Consider the following 25261-nt stretch of genomic DNA (forward strand, 5'->3'; position numbering starts at 1 on the left):
ACGAAAGGAGACGGTGGAGCGAAGCTTCGCCGATGCCAAACAGCTACACGGCCATCGCTACGCTCGGATGCGGGGACTGGCTCGGGTGAGAGAGCAGTGTCTGCTTGCCGCAGCCTGCCAAAACCTGAAGAAGATGGCCCTGGCGCGGATGCGCCGGCTATTTTCATCCATTTTTGGGGCCTGGAGCGTTGTTCAACGGCGCTGTGAGGCGTTGATGAGCGCCATGACCGTCATCTACCGATTCCCTGGGTATCTGCACGCAAAGTGGGTGGCTTGAACTGAAATGACGAACCCTGCCTGTAAAAGCAGGGTTCGTCAGCAGTCTGATTACATGCATATTTGCACCATTATGAGCGATAATCGGAAACTAACAGCCCAATGACCAAAGATAGCGGATATCGTCGCCGTCAGGCCGTCGCCCGGGCACTGATCGCGATGGATGAAAGCTGGATATCGCTGTTCGACGATATCGGGCTTAGGGATCTGAGTTACAGCGACCTGCTGACCCACATGTGGCTGCGCCGCGACCAGTCTTTGCACAAGACGGATCTGTACGCCTTCATGCCGAGTATCAGCAGGCGCACCGCCGTCAAGTACGTGCAGCAGATGATCGACCAGGGACTGCTGAAGGAGACCAGCTCCCAAGAGGACAAGCGCGTCCGCCAGGTATTCCTTGGCGAGCTGCTGATCGAGCGGCTAGAGCGGTTCTATGACGAAACCGGCCGGCACTTCTCCGGCTGAACGCGGCGCCCGCCGACTGAAGCCCCACCGCCACCATCTTCTCCACGCTGGGTCGGATGAGGTCGATCTCCTACGGTGTCGAAGCGTCTCCCTCCCAGGGTGGGGATTGAACGAAGCCACGGTCGAGACACCCGCCCACTACGACGTCACAGCTAGCTCTTCCACCGTTTCGATCGCCGATCGAGCGATAGCACGCCATGGTGAGTTAGTGCCGTGCGCGCCAAGCCGCCGCATATCGAATGTTTTCTCCTCCCACTCCTTCGGCTACAGCATCTCATCGGGCAATGGCGAGCCGTGGTATTTCTGGTAGATATCGTTGAGGCGTCCGTTGCGAAGGTTCTCCGCCACCCATTCGTTGAGCTTCTCCATCAGTTCTGGCTCGTTCTTGCGCAGGCCAATGGCAAGATCGAAGGTGGTGATCAAGAACTTCGGCTCGAACGCCAAGGTGGCGTTGCGCTGACCTATCTGGTTGACCAGGGTCTCGGAGGTGGCGACGAAGCGGGCCTGGCCGCTCACCGCCGCGGTCACCATCGTCGCGTCGTCGTCGTAGCGTGCCACGGTGATCCCTCGCTCGCCGGCCATCCGGGTCAGCTCGGCGTCCTGGGTCGTACCTCGGGTGACGGTGACCCGCTCGCCGCGCAGATCCTCCCAGTCGTCGACATCGACGGCGGCCGGCGCACCGATGACGGATCGCAGCGCGGCGTAAGGCGCGGAGAAATCGATCACCTCGGCGCGCTGCGGCGTGACTGATAGGGTCGAAATGACGATATCGGCCTTGTTGGTCTGGAGGTTGGGTATCCGTGTCGCCCCGGTGGTCTCGATGATCTCCAACTCGAGCCCCCAGTCCTTGGCCAGCAGCTCGGCGGTCTCCACATCGGAGCCGATCGGCCGCAGGCGATCATCGAGCATGCCGGACGGTGGGATGGAAAGATCGATGGAGACACGAATCCTGCCCGACTCCATGATCTCCTCGTAGGAGTTTGCCGCGGCTGTCCCGATCGGTGCCATGAAGATGCCGACCATGGCGCCGATGGCAGTGATGTGTCCTAGCCTGTTCATGATCTTTTCACCTCGACTGTGCCTGGGAATTCTGGACCCGCGCGCTCAGTGCAGCTCATCGCCGATGAACTCTCTGAGCTCGGAAGTCCGGGGGGAGGTCAATATGTCGGTGGAACCTGACTCGTGGACGTACCCCTGGTGCATGAAAATGACCTTGTCGGCGATCCGGCGAGCGAAGTTCATCTCGTGGGTCACCATGATCATGGTGATCCCGGACGCCGCGAGCGCTTCGATGACCTTGAGCACCTCGCCGGTGAGTTTCGGATCGAGTGCCGAGGTCACCTCGTCGAACAGCATCACCTTGGGCTCCATCGCCAGCGAGCGCGCGATCGCGGCCCGCTGCTGCTGGCCACCGGAGAGCTGCTCCGGATAGTTCTGCGCCTTCTCAGAAAGCCCCACCTTGGCAAGCGACGCCAGGGCGATCTCACGCGCTTGAGCGCGGCTGATCTTCTTCACCGAGCGGGGCGCGAGGGTGATGTTTTCTTCGATGGTGAGATGCGGGAACAGGTTGTAGCTTTGGAACACGATGCCGACATCGAGTCTCAGTTTCCTAAGATCCAGTTGGGGATCGTTGACCCGGTGCCCGCACACTACGATCTCGCCGCTGTCGATCAGCTCCAGGCGGTCGATGCATCTGAGCGCCGTGCTCTTTCCCGACCCGCTCGCGCCGATCAGCGCCATGACCTCTCCCGGCGCCACCGAAAAGGAAACGCCCTTGAGTACCTGCAGCTTGTCGAAGCTCTTCTTCACATCCTTGAGCATGACGATGGACATGAATTCCTCCCCATGGATGACTCATCTCAAGCGGATACGGCCTTGAGCGCACGCAATCTCGCCGCGCCACTTCGCTCCAGCCTCTGGCTGAATGCCGACACGGGAAAACAAAGGCAGAAGTAGATCGACGCGACGATGATGTAGATCAAGAACGGCTCGAATATCGAGTTGTTGATCAGCTGACCTGCGCGCGTGAGCTCGACGAATCCCACCACCGAGGTCAGCGAAGTGTTCTTGATGATCTGGACCGAGAAACCGACCGTCGGCGGTGTCGCGATACGAATCGCCTGAGGCAGGATGACCTTGAAAAGGCGTTGGGTGCGTGAAAGCGCCAGGCACTCAGCCGCCTCCCATTGCGCCTTCGGCACCGACTCCAGGCACCCTCGCCAGATTTCACCGAGGTACGCGCTGACGTAGATGGTCAGCGAGACCCCCGCCGCCAGTAGAGGGGAAATCGAAAAGCCCAGCGACGGAAGCCCGAAGTAGATCAGAAACAAGATGATCAATAGCGGCGTACCCTGGACGATCTGCACATAGACTGCCGCCAGGATGCGCAGCAGCCTGAACGGAGAGGTTCTCCCGAGCGCGACGAGGAATCCTCCGGCACCGCCGCCGAGGAACGCCATGAGGGAGAGAATCAGCGTCCAGAAGGCACCGGTGAGCAAGAACTGCAGGTGGCCGGGATTTATCGCAGTGGTCATGGCGTTTTCTCCGTCTTCCTTCGGTCTCGTTCACAGGTTGGTGCCCAGGCGTCTACGCCTCGGGAAAGCGAGAAGAGCGATCCCCCAGAACACCAAACGCATGAGCAAGGAGATGGCCAGGTAGATGAGCGCGACGATGATGTAGGTTTCGAACGGTCGGTAGGTTTCCGACTGGATGAAGTTGGCGGCGGCGGTCAGCTCTTCGGCGGAAATCTGCGAAGTCATCGATGAGGCGAGCATCAGCAGGATGAACTGGCTGGTCAGTGACGAATAGACCCGCTCTATCGCCGGACGAAGCGCTACGTGCCAGTAATTCTGTACCCGGGATAGACCGAGGCATTCCCCTGCCTCCCACTGCCCGGGATGGATGGAGTCGAATCCCGCCCGCATGATCTCGGCCGTATAGGCGCTGACGTTGATCGTCAATGCGATGATCGCCACCGCGACGGGAGAGAAAGAGAATCCCAGGCTCGAGAGACCGAAATAGACGATGAATATCTGCACCAGGAAAGGTGTGTTGCGTATCGACTCCACGTAGATGGTCGCTGCTCTCGCGGCGATGACGACATGGGAGCGACGGGCGACGGCGCACAGGGTACCGATGATGAAGCCGGTGATGGTGGTCACCAGCGCGAGCTGGATGGTCAGCGTCAGCCCGTCCAGCAGCATCTGCCAGCGGGCCAGGATGGCGGTGAAATCCAGGATCATCCCGCCGCTCCCGGAGCGCTCTGCAAGCCGCCCCGCTGCCCGCTCATACGATCGTATACGCGAAACAGCGCCTGGTTGCCTTCCCCGCCGCCACCGTGCGCCTTGGCGTCGAGATACTGCGTGGTCACCAGCGACGTACCCGGCAGCGGTACGCACTGCTGCTGCGCCATCTCGAGCACCAGGCGCAGGTCCTTGAGCATCAGGTCGATGCGAAATCCTGCATCGACATTGCCCTCGAGCATTCCGGCGCCGAGATTCTCCAGCATCCAGGAAGATGCCGCACCGCCGAGGAGCACCTCCCGCATCATGGCGAGATCGATGCCGCATGCGCGTCCGAGCGCGATGGACTCGCAGATCGCCTGGATGTTGATCGCGCAGACCAGCTGGTTGCAGAGCTTGGTCGCCTGTCCCGCGCCGGCGGGACCTAGATGGAAAATCGTGCGGCCCATACGGGACAAGACCGGCTTCGCGCGCTCGAAGGCCTCTTCCACCCCGCCGACCATGATCGAAAGGCTCGCCCGCTCGGCACCCACCGGTCCGCCTGAAACCGGTGCGTCCAGCATGTCGATGCCGACGTCCTCGAGCTCGGCGGCAAGCGTCCTGGTCGCCTGTGGCGAGATGGTGCTCATGTCGACGTAGAGACCGCCCTTCGGCGGGTGTGCGAGAAGACCGCGCGCGCCCCTGACCACCTCCTCCACCTGCGGCGTATCGGGCAGCATGGTGATCACGATGTCCGCCTCAGACGCCGCTCCGGCGACATCGGCCGCCGCAATCGCCCCCTGGGCCACCAGTCGGGAAGCGGCTTCCATACGAATGTCGTGGACGCGGACCTGGTATCCAGCGGCCAGCAGATTGGCTGCCATCCGTTCGCCCATTATGCCGAGACCGATGAACGCAACGACCCTGGATGCACTGATCGAATTCATTGCTCTTGCCTCCTCGCAGGTTCGAGTTCAATGGGAGCCGGGCGACTCGAGCCGCGCGATTTTCTCCAATCTCCTTACGAAGTCCTCGCCACCTTCGAACTCGGCCGATAGATAGGCATCGACCAGATCTCGCGCGAGCCAGGGCCCGACTATCTGCGCGCCCAGGCACATCACATTGACGTCGTCGTGCTCGACCGACTGGTGCGCCGAATGAAAGTCGTGGCAAACCGCGGCGCGAATCCCCTTGATCTTATTGGCGGCGATCACCGCCCCCACCCCGGTGCCGCAGACCAGCAGTCCTCTGCGCCGCACGTCCTCGACCACCTTGCTGCAGACCAGCTGCGCGATGTCCGGAAAATCCACCGGCTGGCTGTCGAAACTGCCTACGTCATCCACCTCATGCCCCGCTAGCTTCAAGAACTCCACCAGCTCTTTTTTCAGCGGATATCCCGCATGATCGCTACCAATCACGATATCCATTGGTCTATCGCACTCCCGTCATTGCTATCTACTGGATGGAGGAACTTCCGTTCCTTCGTGCGCCGCACCGAGCATGATCGCCCGGCGCCTGAACCCCGCGCCGATCTCGAAATGCATTCCCAGCAGCTCGTCGGCCCTTTGCACGTCTTGGGCCACGATCGCGGAAAAGATCAGCCTGTGATGGTCGATCAAAAACTCATCTATTCCTTCGACTTCGATGATCTTTTCGCGCCTTTCCAGGTGCGACCTCATCGCCAACTTCGAAATGGATTCGTAGATACTGACCAGAACCGGCGAGTGAGCCGAACGAACGATGGCCTGATGAAAACGGTGATCCGCCATACCTCCTTCATACGGGTCTCGGATGGTTTCGGCGATAGTGTCCAAGGCCGCGGCCAATTCATCGAGATCGGACTGGCGTGCGCGATGGCAGGCAAGGCGAATGGCGTGATGCTCTATCGCTATGCGCGCCTCCATGATGTCGTCGACCACATCGGTATGCTGGGCGAGAAAGAAGGAGAAGAACTCCCCCAAAGTAGAGGCATCCGGCTGCCGTACCACCGTCCCGATACCATGGCGTATCTCCACCGCCCCGATCATCGCCAGTGCCCGAAGAGCCTCGCGAAGCACGGGTCTGCTCACGTTCAGTCGGGCGGAAAGCTCCCGTTCTGGAAGCAAGCAATCCCCTGTTTTCAACCGCCCCGACAGAAGCTGTTCACGCAAAAACGAGACTACCTTCTCGTATCCCGTTTTAGCGCGCCCCTCTTCTTTCGAGACGGATATCGTGGTTTTCATTCAGAGATCATTCCATGGTAAGACCACTGGAACGACATTAGCATCCAAGCGCGGCAATGGATCCTGATCTTTAGTCTTTCAATCCATCGTTGATAGAGACTTTAGGAGAATTAATGGAGCTATCCGGAGCAGCCCGGCGCCCGAATATTCGACGAGCGCATCCTGCACTTCATGGACTGCACGAATCGGCCTTGACCAGAAGTGCATCTGATCAGAAGTGCATTGCTCGAAGCGCATCGGGCTGGCTATGTTGATGCATACGGTAGAAAGATCGCCCGCCGCCAATGTCGCCCCCAATGTCGCCCCCATGCAGGTCCCCGAGGAGCCGAGATGAAAGCGCCACGCCCCGTGCCCCCTCAGCGTTTCGAATTCTTCACCCCGGCTGGCGGCGTGCCCAACAATCCACGGCTGCCGCTGCTGCTCTATTCGCAGATCGTCCCGCCGGGCATCGTCGACCGGGCGAGCTACTTCGAGCGGCTGTTCCGTGCCAACGGCTGGCCACCGCAGTGGCGCTGGGGAATGTTCGACTTCGACCACTATCATCCCAACACTCACGAGGCGTTGGGCGTATTCTCCGGCAGCGCCGAGGTAAAGCTTGGCGGCGAGCTGGGTCGAACGATCGAACTTCATGCCGGCGACGCACTGCTGATCCCGGCAGGCGTCGGCCATCGCGCGCTCACCACCGCTGACGACTTCAGCATGGTGGGCGCGTATCCGACCGGCTACTCCCCCGAGACCCTACGGGCAACCGAAGTGGACAGGTTCGCTGTTGCCAAGCGCAGCATCGCCGCGCTGCCGACACCCTGTAGCGACCCGATCCTGGGCCCGGGAGAGCTGCATCGTTTCTGGCCCAGCAGCTGAACCTTCCCCGCACAGACCGCGAGCGCGCAGCGCCACGGGGTGATCCCAGAGTGGCCTCGACTGCGGCAAATGATCGCATCGGCTTTGCGCCTGATTAGCCTGGGCATCGATGAATTCCCCGCCATTCAATGCACTTCCCGCCACAGTCGGCGAAAGGGGCCTGCTGTGAGCGCGTAGCGACCAGCGTGGTTCGTTGCGCGGCAACCCCCTCCTCGACTAAATATTCAAATCGACCCTGGATGAATCCTGCTCCGCCCGTCGCCAGGCTTCATCGCCGTGCGATGCCAATCTCATCGGCAAGGTGGAGCGGATCGAGCGACCCGGCCAACCGCGGCCGGGACTCGGCGATGGCGCGGGGGATCGCGCAGGCAAGCGATCTCGACTGCGGCGCCGAACCCGTGCGGTACCTGAAGGAGGTTGACCAATGCAAGCCATGGTGCTGCACCAGATCCACCAGCCCCTGGTGCTCGAGCAGCGTATCACCCCGACTCCCGGCCCCGGTGAGATCCTGCTGCGCGTCGAAGCCTGTGCGGTCTGCCGGACCGACCTGCACGTCGTCGATGGCGAACTGCCCCACCCCCAGCTCCCCATCGTCCCTGGACACGAAATCGTCGGCCGGGTCGAAGCGCTTGGCGCTGGCGTCGACGCGCTAGGGCTGGGGGACCGGGTTGGCGTGCCCTGGCTCGGCCATACCTGCGGCGTCTGTCCCTACTGCCGGGCCCAGCATGAGAATCTCTGCGACCAGCCGATATTCACCGGCTACATGCGCGATGGCGGCTTCGCGACCCATGTCGTCGCCGATGCGGCGTTCGCCTTTCCACTGGCCGGATTCGACGATCCCGTCGCGGCGGCGCCTTTGCTGTGCGCCGGGCTGATCGGCTGGCGCTCGCTCAAGCTGGCAGGAGACGGCGGCAGGATCGGGCTCTACGGCTTCGGCGCAGCGGCGCATATCCTCGCGCAGGTGTGCCGCTGGCAGGGGCGCGAGGTCTATGCCTTCACTCGCCCGGGCGACACCGCGGCCCAGCAGCAGGCCCGCGCACTCGGTGCCAAGTGGGCGGGCGGCTCGGACGATTCGCCCCCGCAGCCGCTGGATGCGGCGATCATCTTCGCCCCCGTCGGCACCCTGGTACCTGCGGCCCTGCGCGCGGTACGCAAGGGAGGCCGGGTGATCTGCGGCGGTATCCATATGAGCGACATTCCGCAGTTTCCCTACGACATTCTCTGGGAGGAACGACAGCTCGCTTCGGTCGCCAACCTTACCCGCCAGGATGCCGTGGAGTTCCTCGAGATCGCACCGCAGGCCGGGGTGAAGCCAACGACGACGGTCTATCCGCTGGAGCGGGCCAACCAGGCCCTCGACGACCTGCGACACGGACGCTTCCAGGGCGCGGCGGTGCTGGTGCCGCCAGCCGAAGAGTGAACTGACGAAAAGCCGCGCCCGGGTTCGGCCCGGACGCGGCTAAGATGAAAAAGTGCGACGAACGCTCGCTGGCTTCGATCCGGCGGATGGCCTTGACTCAGAGATCCGCCTCCTCGTCCAGCTCGCTGATCGAGCGAACCAGATCCGCACGACTGACGATGCCGACCAAGCGGCCATCGCGCAGCACCGGCAGCCGCTTGACCCCTTCGCGCAGCATGATGTCCGCCAGTTCGATGAGCGAGGCATCCTCGCCCACCGTAATCGCGGGAGAGCTCATCAAAAGCGATGCCTGGTAGTGGCCACGCCGCATGAACTCGGCAAGCGCGGGAGCGGGGTCCGCCCCCTCCACCAGAAACGCCAGCCACCAGTCTCGACGCTGCTCGATCTCCTTACCGAAGGGACGCAGAAGGTCCCTTTCGCTCACGATCCCGAGCACCTTTCCAGCGGAATCACAGACGGGCGCCGCACTGATCGAATGCTTGGTGAACAGGGTGGCGATCTCACTCAAGGTACTTTCCGGTTTGACGCTGATCACCTCGCGGGTCATGACGTCATCCACTCGTCTACTCATCCCGATTCTCCTTCACTGGCGCCGCTCTGGGTTAGGCTTGCCACTCAATCCATAGGCTCTGCTGCACTGACGATCACCTTCATCGCGTTCTCTTTTGCCGCGTTGGAGAACACTTCATAAGCGTCGAGGAACTGTGCCATATCGAAGCGGTGGGTCACCAGCTGCGCGGGAGCGATCTTGCCCGAGGCCACGGTCTTGAGCAGCATCGCCGTGGTATTGGTATTCACCAGACCAGTGGTCAAGGTCACGTTCTTGATCCACAGCGTCTCCAGATGCAGCTCCACGCTCTTGCCGTGGACGCCGACATTGGCGATGCGTCCGCCCGGCAAGATCGCCTGCTGGCAAAGATCGAAAGTGGCCGGGATCCCGACCGCCTCGATCGCTACGTCGACCCCGCCGCCGCTCAGCGCCAACAGCGTCTCCAGCGCATCGCCCTGGGATACGTCGATCACGTCGGTGGCGCCGAACCGCTTGGCGATCTCCAAGCGCCCCGCATCGGTATCGAGCATGATCAGCCGGGCCGGGCTGTAGAACTGCGCGGTCAGCAGGGTGGCCATCCCGACCGGACCGGCACCGACGATCGCAACACTGTCTCCCGGCGCGACCTGCCCGGCGAGCACCCCGATCTCGAAACCCGTCGGCAGAATGTCGCTGAGCATCACCAGCGCCTCTTCATCGGCCCCAGGGGGAACCGGGTAGAGGCTGTTGTCGGCGTGGGGGATTCGAACGTATTCGGCTTGCGTACCGTCGATCAGGTGACCGAGGATCCAGCCGCCGTCGGCGCAGTGAGCGTAGAGCTGGCGACGGCAGTTGGCACAGCTGCCACAGGAGGTGATGCAGGAGATCAATACATGATCGCCGACTTTGAAGTTCTTGACGCCGTCGCCGATCTGCTCGATCACACCGACGCCCTCATGGCCCAGGATCCGCCCAGGCGTCACCGCCGGCACGTCTCCCTTGAGGATATGCAAGTCAGTGCCGCAGATGGTGGTCTTGGTGATTCTGACCACCGCGTCGGTCGACTTCTGCACGCTCGGCCGGGGAACCTCCTCCCAGCCCTTTTCACCAGGTCCCTTGAACACGAGAGCTTTCATTTTCAACCTCCACGATCAGTTCGATGATGTGGACTTCGTTCGAAAATGGTCGGTGCCACGGCACGGGCGGATGTCGTCACCGCTGAGAGGGACCCAGGGAAGATAAAGGAGAGTTCCAGGCCCGAGCCCCGTATATCCTCGCGGACGAGGAAGTCGCCCTCAGCGATAGACCAGCCCGCCGTCGATCAGCGGCGCCTGCCCGGTCATGTAGTCGGAATCGGGGCCGGCGAGATAGGAGACGAAAGCGGCCACGTCATCCGGTGTTTCAGCTCGGCCCAGGGCGATACCGCCGACGAACTTGTCGTAGGTGGCGCCGATCGGCGCGCCGGTCACCTCGGCCATGCGCTTGTCGATGTCGACCCACATGTCGGTGCCGACCACGCCTGGACAGTATGCGTTGACGGTGATGCCTTCGCTGGCCAGCTCCTTCGCCGCGGCCTGGGTCAATGCGCGTACCGCGAACTTGGTCGACGAGTAGACGCCGAGCAGCGCGTAGCCTTCGTGACCTGCGATCGACGAGGCGTTGATGATCTTGCCCTTGCAGCCCAGTTCGCGGAACTTGCCGACAGCGGCCTGGATTCCCCAGAGAGTCCCCTCGACGTTGATCTTGTAGATCCGCTCGACCTCCGCCGGGGTGACGTCCACCAGCGGTTTCACCTGGCTGATTCCGGCATTGTTCACCATGATGTCCAATCCGCCGAGCTCCCGGCTGGCGTGTTCGACCGCCGCGAACACCTGCTCGCGATCGCTGATGTCGGCGACGAACGTGGTGACTTTCCGGCCCAGCTCGCGAATCTCCCCGGCCACTTCCTCCAGCTTGTCCTGCTTGACGTCGACCAGCGCCAGATCGGCACCATCTCGAGCCAAGCGCAGCGCGATTCCCCGCCCGATTCCCTGTCCAGCGCCCGTTACCAGCGCCACTTTGCCATCGATAGCCATGTCCGGAACTCCTGTCAGTTGGGTAACGGAGAGGATGGTGGTTTCAATTCACCACCTCGTCGTAATGCACCGACCACTCGCTGTGGCGTTCCCTGCTAGCGCGCAGGGAACGCCGCGGGGTCGGATCAGAACGGTGCGTCGATATCGACCACATCGATTAGCTTATGGTTGACGAACTCCTTGATGCCCAGACCGATCAGCTCCCGCCCATAGCCGGAACGGCGAATGCCGCCGAACGGCAGGTCAGCCTTGACCATGGTCGGATGGTTGATGAACACCATGCCGGTGGAAATCTTCCTCGCCACTTCCGCACCGTGCTGGGTATCGGTGGTGAATACCGAGCCGCCGAGGCCGAACGGGGAATCGTTGGCGATACGCACCGCGTCATCCTCGTCCTTGGCACGGAAGACCAGCGACACCGGGCCGAAGAACTCGGTGTGGTAGGCCGGGTTGTCCGGAGTGACGTCGGTGAGGATGGTCGGCTGCACGAACGCTCCCTGGGTCGGAACCTTGGGACCGACCTCGGTGGCGGTAGCGCCGTGCTCGACCGCCATGCGGATCTGCTCCTTGATCTCGTCGGCAGCGCCCTGGGAGGAGAGCGGCGCCAGGCTGGTGGCCGGGTCGAACGGATCGCCCGCGCGCAGGTTGGCCACCCCCTCGACATAGCGACCGAAGAAATCGTCGTAGATCTCATCGGCGATGATCAGTCGCTTGGACGAGCAGCAGACCTGTCCACCGTTCCAGTGGCGGCCGAAAACCGCCCACTTGACGGTCTTGTCGAGATCGGCGTCGGCCAGCACCACGAAGGCGTCGGCGCCGCCGAGCTCCATGGTCGATTTCTTCAGCGCCTTGGCGGCCTGGGATGCGACCACCGCGCCGGCAGCCTCGGAGCCGGTCAGCGCGACACCATGCACCCGCGGATCGTTGAGGATGGTCTCGATCTGCTGGCGAGTGGCATAGAGGTTCTTGAACGCCCCTGCCGGCAGGCCAGCGTCCAGCATCAGCTGTTCGAACGCCGCCGCGCTCTGCGGCACGTTGGAGGCATGCTTGAGCAGCACGGTATTGCCGGCCGACAGCTGCGGGGCGAGGATGCGGGCGATCTGATAGTAAGGGAAGTTCCAAGGCTCGATCGCCAGGATCACCCCCAGTGGGTCATGGACCAGAATGGCCTCGCCCTCGGCCGGATCGTCGACCGGCAGCTTCTCGGGAGCCAGCAGCGCCTCGGCATTCTTGACGTAGTACTCGAGAATCTTGGCCGACAGCTCGACCTCGGCCTGGGCCTCGGTGAACAGCTTGCCCATCTCCAGGGTCAGCAGCTTCGCATATTCATCGCCCTGCTCACGCAGCAGGTCAGCGGCGCGCTGGAGGATCGCGCCACGCTCGGCGAACGAAGTCTCCTTCCATGCCGTGAAGGCGGCGTGAGCGCTGTCGAGCGCCTGGCCGACTTCCTCATCGGTGGCATTGGGGAAGGACTTGATCAGTTCACCAGTGAACGGATTGGTAGTGGCATAGGCCATATCGGCATTCCTCGTTGAAACGGCTGTTGAAGCTTCTTCCCGCCTCGACGCTCGGTTAGAAGCCCGTATCAGGCTGGCACCAAGCAGCGCTCGCCTTACGGCTCACGCGGCCAGCTCCTTGATCGCTTGTACCATATTGCTGAGTACCGCCTGCGCGTCACCATAGACCATGTCGCAGTTTTCACCGTAGAAGAGCAGGTTCTCTACGCCAGCGTACCCTTTACCCTGGCCACGTTTGATCACGTAGACCTGGTGCGCTTGATCGGCGTCGAGAATCGGCATGCCATAGATCGGCGACTGCTTGTCGGTGCGCGCCGCGGGGTTGACCACGTCGTTGGCACCAATCACCAGGGCCACGTCGGTATTGGCGAAGGAGTCGTTGACGTCGTCCATGTCGAAGATCAGGTCATAAGGCACACCGGCTTCCGCCAGCAGCACGTTCATGTGCCCCGGCATGCGCCCGGCTACCGGGTGGATCGCGAACTTCACGTCCACGTCAGCCGCCTGCAGCAGCTTGACCAACTCGTAGAGCTTGGCCTGCGCCTGGGCAACCGCCAAGCCATAGCCCGGCACGATGATCACGCTCGAGGCATAGCGCATGGTGGTCGCCGCGTCGCTGGCATCGACCGAGGTCATCTGCCCCGCCACTTCGCCCTGGGCGGAGGCGGATACCTCGCCGAAGTTGCTGAACAGCACGTTGGCCAGCGAGCGGTTCATCGCCTTGGCCATCAGCACGGTCAGCAGCGTACCAGCGGAGCCGACGACCATCCCGGCGATCATCAGCGCGGGGTTCTGGATCGCGTAGCCTTCGAGCCCCACCGCGAGCCCGGTGAACGCGTTGTAGAGCGAGATCACCACCGGCATGTCGGCACCGCCGATCGGCAGCGTCAGCAGCACGCCGAAAGCGAGCGCGGCGACGAAGAACAGCACCGGCATGCCGTACCCGACACCGATACCCGCGGCGACCAGCGCCCCGGCGAGTATAGCGATCAGGAAGACCACGCCGTTGAGGACCTTCTGCCCCTCGAATCGCCACGCGCTGTTGATCCGGCCATCGAGCTTGGCCCAGGCGATCACCGAGCCGGAGAGCGAGACCGAGCCGATCAAGGCGCCAAGCAAGGTGACGGTGATGTGCAACGGGTCAGAGGCATACGCACTGCCGGTCATCGCCACCGCCGCCACCGCTGCGGCAGCGCCACCGCCCATCCCGTTGTAGAGCGCCACCATCTGCGGCATGTCGGTCACCGGCACGCGCTTGCCGCTGCGCCATGCCCAAGCGCCCCCCAGCGCCAGCGCCAGCACCACAAGGAAGAGATTGACCAGCAGTCGGGGCTCGGCGCTGGGCTCGACGTTGGCCATGTAGCCGAACGCCGCGATCACCGCCACCAGCATACCGATCCCGGCGAGGACGATCCCCCTGAGCGCAGTGACCGGAGAGGACATTCGTTTCAGGCCGAGAATGAACAACAAGGCGGCGACCAGGCCACTGAGTTCCACCAGCAACATCAGCATGACACGCTACTCCTTGTCGTTTTTCCCGGGCTGGCTGGGTTTGAACATCGCCAGCATCCGATCGGTCACCACATAGCCACCCGCGGCATTGCCCGCGCCCAGCACCACACCGATGAAGCCGATCAGTTGACCCAGCGTGGTATCGGCGTTGAACAGTGCGTGCATCGCACCGACGACGACGATGCCGTGGATGAAGTTGGACCCGGACATCAAGGGCGTATGCAGGATCGATGGCACTCGCCGGATCACCTCGTAGCCGGTAAAGGCGGCGAGCATGAACAGATAGAGCCCGATCAACCAGCTCATCGAAAGATCCAGTTCCATGACTCATTTCTCCTTGGTAGAGGGAACGGGAAAACTGCGGGCATCCGGGTCGCGAACCTTTCCGTCGTAAGCCACCAGGGTGCCGAGCACGACTTCATCCTCCAGGTCCAGCGCCAGCGCACCGTCTTTGACGATCAAGGCAAGGAGATTGAGCAGGTTCTTGGCGTACAGCTCGCTGGCGTGCTGCGCCAAGAGCGAGGGCACGTTGAAGGGCGCGAGGATCACCGCGGGGCCGATCTCGATGGTCTGGCCGGGCACCGTGCCCTCGCAGTTGCCACCGCTGTCGGCGGCCAAGTCGACGATCACCGCACCGGGCTTCATTCCCTCGATCTGTGCCCGGCTGACCAGGCGGGGCGCTTGACGCCCCGGCACGTTGGCGGTGGTGATCACCACATCCGCCTGCTGGATGTGCTGGGTGAGCACTTCGGCGGCCTTGGCCTGCTCCTCAACGGTGAGCTCACGCGCATAGCCACCCTCGCCGGTCGCATCGATGCCGGTATCGACGAACTTGGCACCTACCGACTGGGCCTGCTCGCGCGTCTCCGGGCGTACGTCGTAGCCCTCGGTCACCGCGCCGAGGCGCCGTGCGGTGGCGAGCGCCTGGAGACCGGCCACGCCCAGCCCCATCACCAGCACCTTGGCGGCACGCAGTGACCCCACCGCGGTGGTCATCATCGGCATGATCCGCGGCAGGTGCAGGGCGCCCAGCAAGGGCGCGTAGTAACCAGAGAGCGCCGCCTGGCTCGACAGCGCGTCCAGCGACTGGGCACGACTGATCCTCGGCACCGCCTCCATCGCGAAGGCAGTGATCTTGCCATCGCGCAGTCGCTCCGGAAGGCCAGGGACCTTGTTCAAATAGAGGAAGGACACCAGCACCGCCCCCGGCTTCATCGCCGCGACCGTATCGAGCCCCGGCGCCTGGACCGCCAGCACGATATCGGCGTCGGCAACCAACACTTTGGGATCATCGATCAGCTTGGCTGGAGAGGGCCCCTGCAGATAAGCGTCGTCTGGAAGGCGGGCACGTAGACCAGCCTCGCTCTGCACCTGGACCTCGACGCCCAACTTGGCCAATTTTGGCAGCAATGAAGGGACAATGGCGACGCGCCGCTCATCGTCTTTGGTCTCTTTCAACACGGCTATTTTCAACGCCATCGCGAACACCTTTAGGTGGCAAGACTTCTAAAACAAATTAGGCTCCTACAGGTAATTAAGTGTCAATGGACAAGTCGTGCGTCAAAACGACACATTTGAAAAAATATCTTTACCTTATTGAGTGAATTTATTTTTCCTATTTAAATCAATGAAATAAAGGAATAAATGGATGAATGAACATAAAAAATGACCCATCATCAGACGCTGATGACGCCTTTATTTTAGTAATAATCACAACAAATCCTAAAGCCCCGAGCACAGCATGTAATTCTATCCATACGATCAGCCACCCATCCTCGTCTCAGGATCGATATCGAATGATTCATGCCTGAGAAGAAAAAATGGAAACCCGGTATGCGATGGGATGGATCGCCGATCATGGCCGAATATGCATTGCGATGAGCGAAGAGGTGAAACGGCATTACCTCGGCGTTCTGCCATGGTGCAACCATCCTGGAATCCGCATCATCTCAGTGCAATTCATGCGCCCCTTGGCTCGTTGAGCCCTTTTCTCATCCCGGCAACCCATTGAAACGTAGATAGAAACCAATTTTAGGTCGATGTTTTGCCCTGAATTGAGCGATTCATATTCGAAGGAGTCGGCAGTCACACTGCCTCACAATTCGGCTCAATGGATGGCTAGGGTTCCGAGCGCCCCCTCGATGAGGTCGCGCTGTCTGGTCCGAGAGCTGTCGACCCGGCCTCGCATCATGCGCTGGCAAGGTTACACGGCGGGAGAAAAGCCCGGGAGGATCAGGTGCAGCTGTGCTGCCACCGACTCCCCGTCTTTCTCATCTCTGCACCTTGGAGCGCCGCCATGCCAGCCCACTTGCCGACCCAAGCCGCCAATCGCCTCCCCCCTCTTCCCCTCCGGCAGCGAAGCTACCTGCTGCGCCTGGCGCTTTTCGCCGTCGCGATTCTGCTGCTGCTGTTCTCACTCGCACCCAAGGCCCATGCCCAGAGCCGCGATCACTTCAGCGTCTGCTGGTCGATCTATGCGGGCTGGATGCCCTGGGGCTACGCCGAGCTCGAGGGCATCGTCGACCGCTGGGCGCAGCGCTACGGCATCACCATCGATGTGCAGCAGGTCAACGACTACGTCGAGTCGATCAACCAGTACACCGCCGGCAACGTCGACGGCTGTGCGATGACCAACATGGATGCCCTGACCCTGCCCGCGGCCAGCGGTGTCGACACCACGGCGCTGGTGATCGGCGACTACTCGGACGGCAACGATGGCGTCGTGCTCAAAGGCAGCGACCGGCTCGAAGACCTCGCCGGCAAGCGCATCAACCTGGTCCAGTTCAGCGTTTCTCACTACCTGCTCGCCCGCGCGCTGGACAGCGCCGGCATGAGCGAGCGCGACGTGGAGACCGTCAACGCCGCCGATGCCGACATCGCCGGTCTGTTCTCCAGTGCGCAGACCCAGGCCGTGGTGACCTGGAACCCGCAGCTGGCGGCGATCAGTACCATGCCCGATGCCAACCTGGTCTACAGCTCCAAGGATATTCCCGGCGAGATCCTCGACCTGATGGTGGTCAACACCCAGGTCCTGGCCGACAACCCGGACTTCGGCCATGCCCTGGTCGGCGCCTGGTACGAGGTGATGGAGCGGATCGCCGCAGACGACGTCCAGGCGCTGAGCTCGATGGCCGAGGCCGCCGGCACCGACCTCGACGGCTATCGCGCCCAGCTGGCCGACACGCACCTCTACACCGATCCGCAGGATGCCTTGGAAGCCTTCGAGGACCCCAAGCTGCTCGACACCATGGAGCGGGTCGCACGCTTCAGCTTCGACCATGGCCTGCTCGGCGAGATGGCCCCGAATGCAGAGGTGGTGGGAATCGAGACCCCCGCCGGCAGCTTCGGCGATACCGCCAACCTCAAGCTTCGTTTCGACCCGAGCTACGTGCGCGCCTACCTGGAAGCGCGCCAGTGAGCCACGCGCTCGAGGAGTGATCCCATGAAGCGATTGGTCAACCTCAAGCCGCGGCCGGCGACTCGCTGGCTGCTCGGCGCCCTGCCCTTCGCGCTGCTCGCCCTGCTCTATCTCGGGCTCTCCTCCCAGCGGCTGGCCGACAACCCCAGCGACCGGCTGCTGCCGAGCCCGGCGACGATGGCCGAGAGCTTCCTGCGCCTGGCCAGCGAGCCGAGCGCGCGCACCGGGGCACGCCTGCTGTGGAGCGATACCTTCGCAAGCCTCGAGCGGCTGTTCGCCGGGGTCGCGATCAGCGCAGTGCTCGCGCTGGTGATCGGACTGGCATGCGGTGCGCTGCCGCTGGTGCGGGCCAAGCTTTCGCCGCTGGTCACGGTGGTCTCGCTGATCCCGCCGATGGCGATCCTGCCGATCCTGTTCATCGCCTTCGGTACCGACGAATTGGCCAAGGTCGCGCTGATCGTGATCGGGGTGACGCCCTTCCTGATCCGTGACCTGCAGGGCCACGCCTTGCGCGTCCCCGCAGAGCAGTGGGTCAAAGCGCAGACCCTCGGCGCCAGCTCCTGGCAGCTGATCCTGCGCCTGCTGCTACCGCAGCTGATGCCACGGTTGATCTCCTCGGTGCGTCTGGCGCTGGGCAGCGCCTGGCTGTTTCTGATCGCGGCCGAAGCGATCGCCGCCCAGGAGGGGCTCGGCTATCGCATCTTCCTGGTCCGGCGCTACCTGGCGATGGACGTGATCCTGCCCTACGTGGCCTGGATCACCCTGCTCGCCTTCCTCATCGACCAGGCGCTGGCCTGGATCTCGCGCCGGGGCTTCCCCTGGTTCCACGCCGAGGAGAAGGACGCATGAGCCAAACGCCGCTGCTGCTCGCCCGAGGCGTCGAGAAACGCTATGGCGACGTGCCGGTACTGGAACGGCTCGATTTCCGGGTCGATGCAGGTGAATTCGTCACCCTGGTCGGCGCCTCCGGCTGCGGCAAGACCACCCTGCTGAAGATGCTGCTGGGCACCGAACGGCCGAGCCGTGGCGAGTTATTACTCGAAGGCGCGCCGCTGCCCGACGAGCCGGGGGTCGATCGTGGCGTGGTGTTCCAGCGCTACTCGGTGTTTCCCCATCTCACTGCGCTGGACAATCTGGTACTCGCCGAGGAGTTCGCCCTCGCCCCGCTCACCGCTCGCCTGTTCGGCGCCGCTCGCCGCCAGGCCCGTGAGCGGGCCGCGGCCAACCTGGCCGAGGTCGGCCTGGGCCAGGCAATGGCACGCTATCCGTACCAGCTCTCGGGCGGCATGCAGCAGCGCCTGGCACTGGCCCAGGCGCTGACCATGCGCCCGCGCCTGCTGCTGCTCGACGAACCCTTCGGCGCCCTCGATCCGGGCATTCGCCTGGAGATGCACGCATTGATCACTCGGCTCTGGCGCGAGCGTTCGCTGACCATCTTCATGGTCACCCACGACCTGCGTGAAGCCTTCACCCTCGGCACCCGCGTGTGGGTGTTCGATCGCCTCAGGCACGACCCCCAGGTGCCCGACGCCTTCGGCGCGACGATCACCTACGACCTGCCAGTCGCCGCCAGGACGAAGGCGACACCGGATATCCCGTCCCCTCTGATCAAGGAGAGCCATGCATGAACCTCGTTCCCGACGTCGACTACCGCACCCGGCTGCCCGGCGGGCAGCACTGGTCGTTGCGGCTGCGCCGTGGCACCAGCCTGACGCTGATCGCCGAAGAGCCCGGCTGCAACGTAGGTCTTTTGCTCTACAGCGCCGAGCAGCCGCTCGAGCGCCTCAACCTGCCCGATACGCTCAAGTGCCAGCACACCTTCCATCTCGGTCGCGGCCACTGTCTTTACTCCGACATGGGGCGGGTGCTCGCCTCGATCGTCGAGGACGACTGCGGTGGCCACGACGCGGTGGGTGGCAATCTCGGCCCCGGGCACTTCGAGGCCAAGGGCTGGCGACGCATCCGCTACCAGCAGGGGCGCAACGAGCGCACCCAGAGCGGCCACGAGAGTTTTTTGATCGAGCTGGCCAAGTACGGCCTCGGACTGGCGGACCTCAGCGCCAATCTCAACCTGTTCTCAAAGCTTACGGTGGACGAGCAAGGCCGACTGCGCTACCTCCCCGACCACTGCGCGGCGGGTGACCGGGTCACCCTGCGCTTCGAACTCGACGTACTGGTCATGCTGCACACCTGCCCGCATCCTCTCGACCCCAGCCCTGACTACCCCCACCGCGGCGTGACGATCGAACTCGGCACGCTGCCGCCGCCGGATCGCACCGACGTCTGCCTGAGTCACTGCGCCGAAAACGCGCGCGGCTTCGACAACAACCGTCTCTATCTACTCGGCCAATGAGCGCCACCGCCACGGAGAAGTCCCGATGAATGCCTCCTCCCCCGTCCAGGACACCGCGCCAATGCCCCCGCTGGCGCGCCATCTGATCGAAGCCGGCGACCATTTCATCGGCCGCCTGCAGCAAGGCCAGCGCCTGCGCATCGTCGACCTCGAGGGCAACCAGGCCGCCGATACGCTGTTCTACAACGCCTGCGACGTCGCCGAGCGCTACAGCGCGGTGGACACCGTGCGCGAACAGGGTTCGCTCTACCTCACCACCGGCAGCGTGCTGCGTTCGACCCTGAACCGCCCGATGCTGCGTATCGTCGATGACAGCTGCGGGCGCCACGATACCCTCGGCGGCGCCTGTTCGAGCGAGAGCAACACGGTGCGCTATGCGCTCGACCGCCGGCACATGCACTCCTGTCGCGACAACTGGATGCTGGCGATCGCGAACCACCCCGAATACGGCCTGACCAAGCGCGACATCGGCCATAACATCAATTTCTTCATGAACGTCCCGGTCACCCCGGAGGGCGGGCTCGATTTCGCCGACGGGATCTCCGGCCCCGGCAAGTACGTCGAGCTGGTCAGCGAGATGGACGTCGTGGTGCTGATCTCCAACTGCCCTCAGCTCAACAACCCCTGCAGCGGCTTCGATCCGACCCCGATAGAGCTGCTGATCTGGCGCCACTAGGCGAGTCGACCCAGGCGGCGAGGACGGCCTCGCTCGCATCTCGAGACGGCGGGACGACCCGTCATTGACTGCGTGAACCGACCATGCTCGACAAGCCGTTCGACAAAGTTCTGATCACCAACCGCGGTGCGATCGTCACCCGCATCCAGCGCACCCTCGCGCGACTCGGTATCGAGTCGGTAGTGGTCTACGCCGAGGCCGACCGCGACGCGCCCTACGTCCATTCGGCCGGCGCCGCCTATTCCCTCGGCGAAGGCAGCGCCGCCGATACCTATCTCGACATCGACAAGCTGATCGATATCGCCCGGCACAGCGGCGCCCAAGCGGTTCATCCCGGCTACGGCTTCCTCAGCGAGAACGCCGCCTTCATCGAGGCCTGCGAAGCCGCCGGACTGGTATTTCTCGGCCCGACCGCCGAGCAGGTCCGTGACTTCGGCCTCAAGCATCGCGCCCGGCTGCTCGCCGAACGCGCCGGCGTACCGCTGGTACCCGGCAGCGGGCTGCTCGCGAGCCTCGACGAGGCACTGGCCGCGGCCGAGCGGATCGGCTATCCGGTGATGCTCAAATCGAGCGCGGGCGGCGGCGGCATCGGCATGCAGGCCTGCTTCGATGCCGCCGCGCTGACCCAAGCGTTCGAACGGGTGCGCCAGGCCAGCCAGCGCAACTTCGGCGATGCGGCGCTGTTCGTCGAGGCCTACATCGCCGATGCCCGTCATATCGAAGTACAGCTGTTCGGCGATGGCGAAGGCCGGGTAGTGGCCTTGGGCGAGCGCGACTGCTCGACCCAGCGGCGCCACCAGAAGGTGATCGAGGAGTGCCCGGCGCCGAATCTACCCGCGCCGGTGCGTAAGGCGATGCTCGAAGCCTCGGTGCGGCTCGGCGAAACGGTGCGCTATCGCAGCGCCGGCACGGTGGAGTTCATCTACGATCCGAGGCGCGGGGACTTTTACTTCCTGGAGGTCAACACCCGGCTGCAGGTGGAACACGGGGTGACCGAAATGGTCTGGGGGCTCGACCTGATCGAATGGATGCTGCGCCTAGGCGCGGGCACGCTGGGCGATCTTCACGCCCGCGCAGCCGCCCTCGCGCCACACGGCCATGCGATCCAGGCCCGGCTCTACGCCGAGGCGCCGCACCAGGGGTTTCGCCCCAGCGCGGGGCTGCTCACCGAGGTCGAATGGCCAAGCGCCCCGGGGCTGCGCATCGATCAGGCGATCGAGGCGGGCTTCGAGGTGTCGGCGCAGTTCGACCCGATGCTGGCCAAGCTGATCCAGCACGCCGACAGCCGTAAACAGGCCCGACAGGGCCTGGCCTCGGCGCTCGCCGCGAGCCGGGTCGAAGGCATTGCCACCAATCGTGCCTGGCTCGTGTCGCTGCTCGACGATGGGCGCTTCGCCGAAGCCCGGATGCACACCCGCTGGCTCGATACCTTCGACTGGGCGCCCAGGGCGATCGAGGTGCTCAGCCCCGGCACCCTCACCACGGTGCAGGACTTCCCCGGCCGCCAGGGCTATTGGCACGTAGGGGTGCCGCCGTCGGGGCCGTTCGACGATCTCTCGTTCCGACTCGGCAACCGGCTGCTCGACAACTCCGCCGACGCAGCCGGGCTCGAGATCACCTTCACCGGCCCGACGCTGCGCTTCCACCGCGCCGCCCAGATCGTGCTCAGCGGCGCGCCGATCGCCGCCACCCTCGACGGCGCGCCGCTGCGCTCGTGGCAGGTCACCGAGGTGGCGCCCGGCGCCATCCTCACGCTCGGCAGGGTCGAGCGCGGCGCGCGCGCCTACCTGCTGGTGCGCGGCGGCATCGACTGCCCTCGCTACCTCGGCTCGCGCGCCACCTTCACCCTCGGGCGCTTCGGTGGTCACGCCGGCCGCGCCCTGCGCAGCGGGGACCTGCTGGCGCTGAGCGCCACGACACCGGTCGCCGCGCGTACGCTCCCCGAGGCGCTGCGGCCGGGCTTCGGTAGCTCGAGAATAGAGATCGCAGTGCTCTATGGTCCGCACGGATCGCCCGACTTCTTCACCGATGCGGACATCGATACCTTCTTCGCCCACGACTGGGAGGTGCACTACAACTCGAGCCGTACCGGCGTGCGGCTGATCGGTCCCCATCCCGAGTGGGCCCGTGCCGATGGCGGCGAGGCCGGCCTGCATCCATCGAACGTCCACGACAACGCCTACGCTTTCGGCAGCATCGACTTCACCGGCGACATGCCGGTGGTACTCGGCCCCGACGGGCCTTCGCTCGGCGGCTTCGTCTGCCCCGCGGTGGTGGTGCGCGCCGAGCGCTGGAAGCTCGGCCAGCTCGCCGCCGGCGACCATGTGCGCTTCGTTCCAGTCAGCATCGATACCGCCCGAGCGCTGGAGGCCGCCCAGGAGCGGCTCATCGCCCAGCTGGCGCCGGTGGCGATGCCGAGACTCGAGATCGAGCGCGGTGAGCCGCTGCTGCGCGAAGTCGCCGCAGAACGCGCCGGCGAGCGAATCGTCTATCGCCGCGCCGGCGACGACTTCGTGCTGATCGAGTTCGGGGCGATGGTGCTGGACATCGCCCTGCGCCTGCGCGTGCACGCCTGGATGGAGTGGCTGCAAGCCCATCCGCTGCCGGGGCTTAGGGAAATGACTCCCGGCATTCGCTCGCTGCAGCTGCATTTCGAGCCCCGCGAGCTCGGCATCGCTGCGCTGCTCGCCCACCTGGCCGAGGCGGAAATCGCGCTGCGCGACGTCGAGCGGCTCGAGGTCGAATCGCGCCTGGTCTATCTGCCGCTCTCCTGGGACGACCCCGCCTGCCGCGAAGCGACCGACAAGTACCAGCGCTCGGTGCGCCCGGACGCCCCCTGGTGCCCGAGCAACCTCGAGTTCATCCGCAGGATCAATGGGCTCGACGACATCGACGCGGTACGCGAGACGCTGTTCTCGGCGCGCTACCTGGTGATGGGGCTCGGCGATGTCTACCTCGGCGCCCCGGTCGCGAGCCCCCTCGACCCGCGCCATCGGCTGGTGACCACCAAGTACAACCCGGCACGAACCTGGACGGCGGAGAACTCAGTCGGGATTGGCGGCGCCTATCTTTGCGTCTATGGCATGGAGGGGCCTGGGGGATATCAGCTGGTCGGCCGCACCCTGCAGATGTGGAACCGCTATCGGCGCACCGCGGAATTCGACCAGCCCTGGCTGCTGCGCTTCTTCGACCAGCTCCAGTTCTTCGAAGTGAGCGCCGAGGAGCTCGAACGAATCCGCCGCGACTTCCCCCATGGCCGCTATCCATTGAGGATCGAGCGGCGTCGCTTCCGGCTCAGCGACCTGCGCGCCGAGCTCGAATCGGCGCAGCCAAGGATCGATGCTTTTCGCGCGCGACGCGAAGCAGCGTTCCAGGCCGAGATGACCCGCTGGCGGGCCTCGGGGCAGTTCAGCTTCGAGGATCACCTGCCGCCGCCGGGCGAACAGGCCGTTCTCGCCAGCGGTGAACATGGCGTCGAAAGCCCGGTCGCCGGCAGCCTCTGGCAACTGCTGGTCGCCGAGGGCGAGCGCGTCGAGGCGGGCCAGCCGGTGGCGCTGGTCGAGTCGATGAAGATGGAAATCGAGATCGTCGCCGACCGATCGGGGCAAGTGGTCAGGCTGCCGCTGCGGGCCGGCTCGGCCGTGGCGGCCGGCCAGCCGCTGGTGGTGATCGCGGCCGACTGAGCGAGCGTCCCGATGCTGAGTCTCGAAGCTCAGTTACGATCGAAGTGGCTGTCGGCTATCTCTCCCTCGAGCCATGTGCGGAAGGCTTCGAGGGCGGGAAGGGACTGGTTGCGCTTCGGATAGACCAGGTAGTAGCTGCGCCGGCTGACGATCGACGGCCAGGGTGAGACGAGTTCGCCCTCGCGCAGCTCGTCCTCGACCAGGATGCGCGGCACCAGTCCGATCCCGATGCCGTCGGCCACCGCCTGGATCAGATGGGAGGTCAACTCGAAGCTCGGCCCCGGACGAATGGCCCGCGAATCCAGGCCGTGCTGCTCGAACCACTCCCCCCACACCTCGGCGCGGCTGACCACGTTGAGCAGCAGGAACTCGTTGAGCTGCGAAGGCGCCATGGGCCTCTTCGCACCGGCAAGCCTGGGGCTTGCGATCACCGCCAGGCGCTCGGTGTGCAGCCGGTGCGACACCAGGTTCGGCCAGTGATCGACCCCCACGCTGATCGCGGCGTCGAGATCGCTGGCATGGAAGTCGACCGCGTCGATGCGCGAGTGGATATTGACCAGCATGCGGGGATGAGCGGCGTAGAACCGGTGCAGGCGCGGCAGCAGCCACTTCGAGCCGAAGGTGGGCAGCGTCGCCAGGCGCAGGAATCCGCCGCCCGACTGGTGGGAAATCGCCCGCATGCTGGCGTTGCGGATCTGGCCCAGCGCCTCGCTCAGCTCGCGCTGGTAGACCCGCCCGACCTCGGTCAGCGCGATCCGCCGCCCCTCGCGACGAAAGAGCTTGAGCTCGAGCAGCTGCTCGAGCGCTTGCACGTGCCGGCTCACCGCGCTTTGGCTGAGCTTCAGCTCCTCGGCCGCACGGGTGTAGCTCTCGTGGCGCGCGGCCGCCTCGAAGGCGAGCAAAAGCGACATCGATGGCGTCAGCCTACGTGGATTCATTCGTAAAACTCATGGATATCCTGTGAGATATGCGTTTGTCCTCGCCCATTTTGCCGATCAGAATAGCCTATGCGGGGAGGTGCGGCCGGGATCCA

General features: G+C 64.0%; 25 protein-coding genes and 1 riboswitch. Of the genes, 10 read left to right on the plus strand and 15 right to left on the minus strand.

Annotation, left to right across the window (positions count from 1 at the left end; all coding sequences use genetic code 11):
- The coding region (locus tag Q376_RS25460; RefSeq protein ID WP_027349761.1) for a transposase at positions 1 to 277 on the plus strand (277 nt) is incomplete at its 5' end.
- A 101-nt stretch (positions 278 to 378) separates the two neighbouring features.
- Positions 379 to 741, plus strand: a complete 363-nt coding sequence (locus Q376_RS0119395) for a hypothetical protein (RefSeq protein WP_027351698.1) — start codon at positions 379 to 381, stop codon at positions 739 to 741.
- 264 nt (positions 742 to 1005) lie between these two features.
- On the opposite strand, the gene Q376_RS0119400 is transcribed toward Q376_RS0119395, so the two are convergent.
- The 7 genes from Q376_RS0119400 to Q376_RS0119430 are packed head-to-tail and all read right to left on the minus strand — an operon-like array spanning position 1006 to position 6184.
- Positions 1006 to 1800: a transporter substrate-binding domain-containing protein gene (locus Q376_RS0119400; RefSeq protein WP_027351699.1), complete on the minus strand. Its 795-nt coding sequence runs from the start codon at positions 1798 to 1800 to the stop codon at positions 1006 to 1008.
- A gap of 45 nt (positions 1801 to 1845) precedes the next feature.
- Positions 1846 to 2574 (minus strand): amino acid ABC transporter ATP-binding protein, encoded by a 729-nt coding sequence (locus Q376_RS0119405; protein ID WP_027351700.1) that lies wholly within the window; start codon positions 2572 to 2574, stop codon positions 1846 to 1848.
- A 26-nt stretch (positions 2575 to 2600) separates the two neighbouring features.
- Entirely contained in the window at positions 2601 to 3275 is a 675-nt protein-coding gene (locus Q376_RS0119410) for an amino acid ABC transporter permease (RefSeq protein ID WP_027351701.1), read from the minus strand.
- Positions 3276 to 3305: 30 nt separating this feature from the next.
- Complete coding sequence (locus tag Q376_RS0119415; RefSeq protein ID WP_027351702.1) at positions 3306 to 3983, minus strand: amino acid ABC transporter permease; 678 nt, start codon at positions 3981 to 3983, stop codon at positions 3306 to 3308.
- A complete protein-coding gene (locus Q376_RS23625; protein WP_052365554.1) occupies positions 3980 to 4909 on the minus strand; it encodes an NAD(P)-dependent oxidoreductase in 930 nt (309 codons plus the stop codon). The genes Q376_RS0119415 and Q376_RS23625 overlap by 4 nt, the downstream gene beginning before the upstream one ends.
- A gap of 27 nt (positions 4910 to 4936) precedes the next feature.
- Entirely contained in the window at positions 4937 to 5389 is a 453-nt protein-coding gene (rpiB, locus tag Q376_RS0119425; protein WP_027351703.1) for a ribose 5-phosphate isomerase B, read from the minus strand.
- A gap of 24 nt (positions 5390 to 5413) precedes the next feature.
- Entirely contained in the window at positions 5414 to 6184 is a 771-nt protein-coding gene (locus Q376_RS0119430; RefSeq protein ID WP_081803667.1) for a FadR/GntR family transcriptional regulator, read from the minus strand.
- A 330-nt stretch (positions 6185 to 6514) separates the two neighbouring features.
- Between Q376_RS0119430 and Q376_RS23630 the strand changes: the two genes are divergently transcribed.
- Positions 6515 to 7045, plus strand: coding sequence for a cupin domain-containing protein (locus tag Q376_RS23630; protein WP_052365555.1), 531 nt, complete (start codon positions 6515 to 6517; stop codon positions 7043 to 7045).
- Positions 7046 to 7469: 424 nt separating this feature from the next.
- Positions 7470 to 8465 carry a zinc-dependent alcohol dehydrogenase family protein gene (locus Q376_RS0119440; RefSeq protein ID WP_027351705.1) on the plus strand — a complete coding sequence of 332 codons (996 nt, stop codon included), beginning with the start codon at positions 7470 to 7472 and terminating at the stop codon, positions 8463 to 8465.
- Positions 8466 to 8562: 97 nt separating this feature from the next.
- Here Q376_RS0119440 and Q376_RS0119445 read toward each other — a convergent pair whose 3' ends face one another.
- The 7 genes from Q376_RS0119445 to Q376_RS0119475 all read right to left on the minus strand — a co-directional run bounded on the left by Q376_RS0119445 (position 8563) and on the right by Q376_RS0119475 (position 15577).
- Positions 8563 to 9036 (minus strand): CBS domain-containing protein, encoded by a 474-nt coding sequence (locus Q376_RS0119445; RefSeq protein ID WP_027351706.1) that lies wholly within the window; start codon positions 9034 to 9036, stop codon positions 8563 to 8565.
- Between the two features lie 44 nt (positions 9037 to 9080).
- Positions 9081 to 10130 (minus strand): zinc-dependent alcohol dehydrogenase family protein, encoded by a 1050-nt coding sequence (locus tag Q376_RS0119450; RefSeq protein ID WP_027351707.1) that lies wholly within the window; start codon positions 10128 to 10130, stop codon positions 9081 to 9083.
- Between the two features lie 159 nt (positions 10131 to 10289).
- Positions 10290 to 11069, minus strand: a complete 780-nt coding sequence (locus Q376_RS0119455) for an acetoin reductase (RefSeq protein WP_027351708.1) — start codon at positions 11067 to 11069, stop codon at positions 10290 to 10292.
- Between the two features lie 125 nt (positions 11070 to 11194).
- Complete coding sequence (locus Q376_RS0119460; protein WP_027351709.1) at positions 11195 to 12586, minus strand: NAD-dependent succinate-semialdehyde dehydrogenase; 1392 nt, start codon at positions 12584 to 12586, stop codon at positions 11195 to 11197.
- Between the two features lie 102 nt (positions 12587 to 12688).
- Entirely contained in the window at positions 12689 to 14098 is a 1410-nt protein-coding gene (locus Q376_RS0119465; RefSeq protein ID WP_027351710.1) for an NAD(P)(+) transhydrogenase (Re/Si-specific) subunit beta, read from the minus strand.
- A 6-nt stretch (positions 14099 to 14104) separates the two neighbouring features.
- Positions 14105 to 14422, minus strand: coding sequence for an NAD(P) transhydrogenase subunit alpha part 2 (locus tag Q376_RS0119470; protein WP_027351711.1), 318 nt, complete (start codon positions 14420 to 14422; stop codon positions 14105 to 14107).
- Positions 14423 to 14425: 3 nt separating this feature from the next.
- Positions 14426 to 15577 (minus strand): NAD(P) transhydrogenase subunit alpha, encoded by a 1152-nt coding sequence (locus Q376_RS0119475; protein WP_027351712.1) that lies wholly within the window; start codon positions 15575 to 15577, stop codon positions 14426 to 14428.
- A 628-nt stretch (positions 15578 to 16205) separates the two neighbouring features.
- A riboswitch (guanidine-I (ykkC/yxkD leader) is annotated at positions 16206 to 16330 on the plus strand.
- 64 nt (positions 16331 to 16394) lie between these two features.
- Between Q376_RS0119475 and Q376_RS0119480 the strand changes: the two genes are divergently transcribed.
- From Q376_RS0119480 to uca, 6 genes are all read left to right on the plus strand, one after another.
- Positions 16395 to 17516, plus strand: a complete 1122-nt coding sequence (locus Q376_RS0119480; RefSeq protein WP_052365557.1) for a putative urea ABC transporter substrate-binding protein — start codon at positions 16395 to 16397, stop codon at positions 17514 to 17516.
- Between the two features lie 24 nt (positions 17517 to 17540).
- Positions 17541 to 18365: an ABC transporter permease gene (locus tag Q376_RS0119485; RefSeq protein ID WP_027351714.1), complete on the plus strand. Its 825-nt coding sequence runs from the start codon at positions 17541 to 17543 to the stop codon at positions 18363 to 18365.
- The gene (locus tag Q376_RS23635) at positions 18362 to 19144 is read left to right on the plus strand and encodes an ABC transporter ATP-binding protein (protein ID WP_043448987.1); all 783 of its coding nucleotides are present in this window, start codon (positions 18362 to 18364) and stop codon (positions 19142 to 19144) included. Before Q376_RS0119485 ends, Q376_RS23635 begins: the two co-directional genes overlap by 4 nt.
- Positions 19141 to 19869 carry an urea amidolyase associated protein UAAP1 gene (locus Q376_RS0119495; RefSeq protein ID WP_027351715.1) on the plus strand — a complete coding sequence of 243 codons (729 nt, stop codon included), beginning with the start codon at positions 19141 to 19143 and terminating at the stop codon, positions 19867 to 19869. Before Q376_RS23635 ends, Q376_RS0119495 begins: the two co-directional genes overlap by 4 nt.
- Positions 19870 to 19894: 25 nt before the next feature.
- A complete protein-coding gene (locus Q376_RS0119500) occupies positions 19895 to 20545 on the plus strand; it encodes an urea amidolyase associated protein UAAP2 (protein ID WP_043448991.1) in 651 nt (216 codons plus the stop codon).
- An 83-nt stretch (positions 20546 to 20628) separates the two neighbouring features.
- Positions 20629 to 24228 carry an urea carboxylase gene (uca, locus tag Q376_RS0119505; protein ID WP_027351717.1) on the plus strand — a complete coding sequence of 1200 codons (3600 nt, stop codon included), beginning with the start codon at positions 20629 to 20631 and terminating at the stop codon, positions 24226 to 24228.
- 29 nt (positions 24229 to 24257) lie between these two features.
- On the opposite strand, the gene Q376_RS0119510 is transcribed toward uca, so the two are convergent.
- Positions 24258 to 25166 (minus strand): LysR substrate-binding domain-containing protein, encoded by a 909-nt coding sequence (locus Q376_RS0119510; protein ID WP_027351718.1) that lies wholly within the window; start codon positions 25164 to 25166, stop codon positions 24258 to 24260.
- Positions 25167 to 25261: the final 95 nt, after the last annotated feature.

The organism is Halotalea alkalilenta DSM 17697, from assembly GCF_000621205.1.
In the GTDB taxonomy this organism is placed as follows: domain Bacteria; phylum Pseudomonadota; class Gammaproteobacteria; order Pseudomonadales; family Halomonadaceae; genus Halotalea; species Halotalea alkalilenta.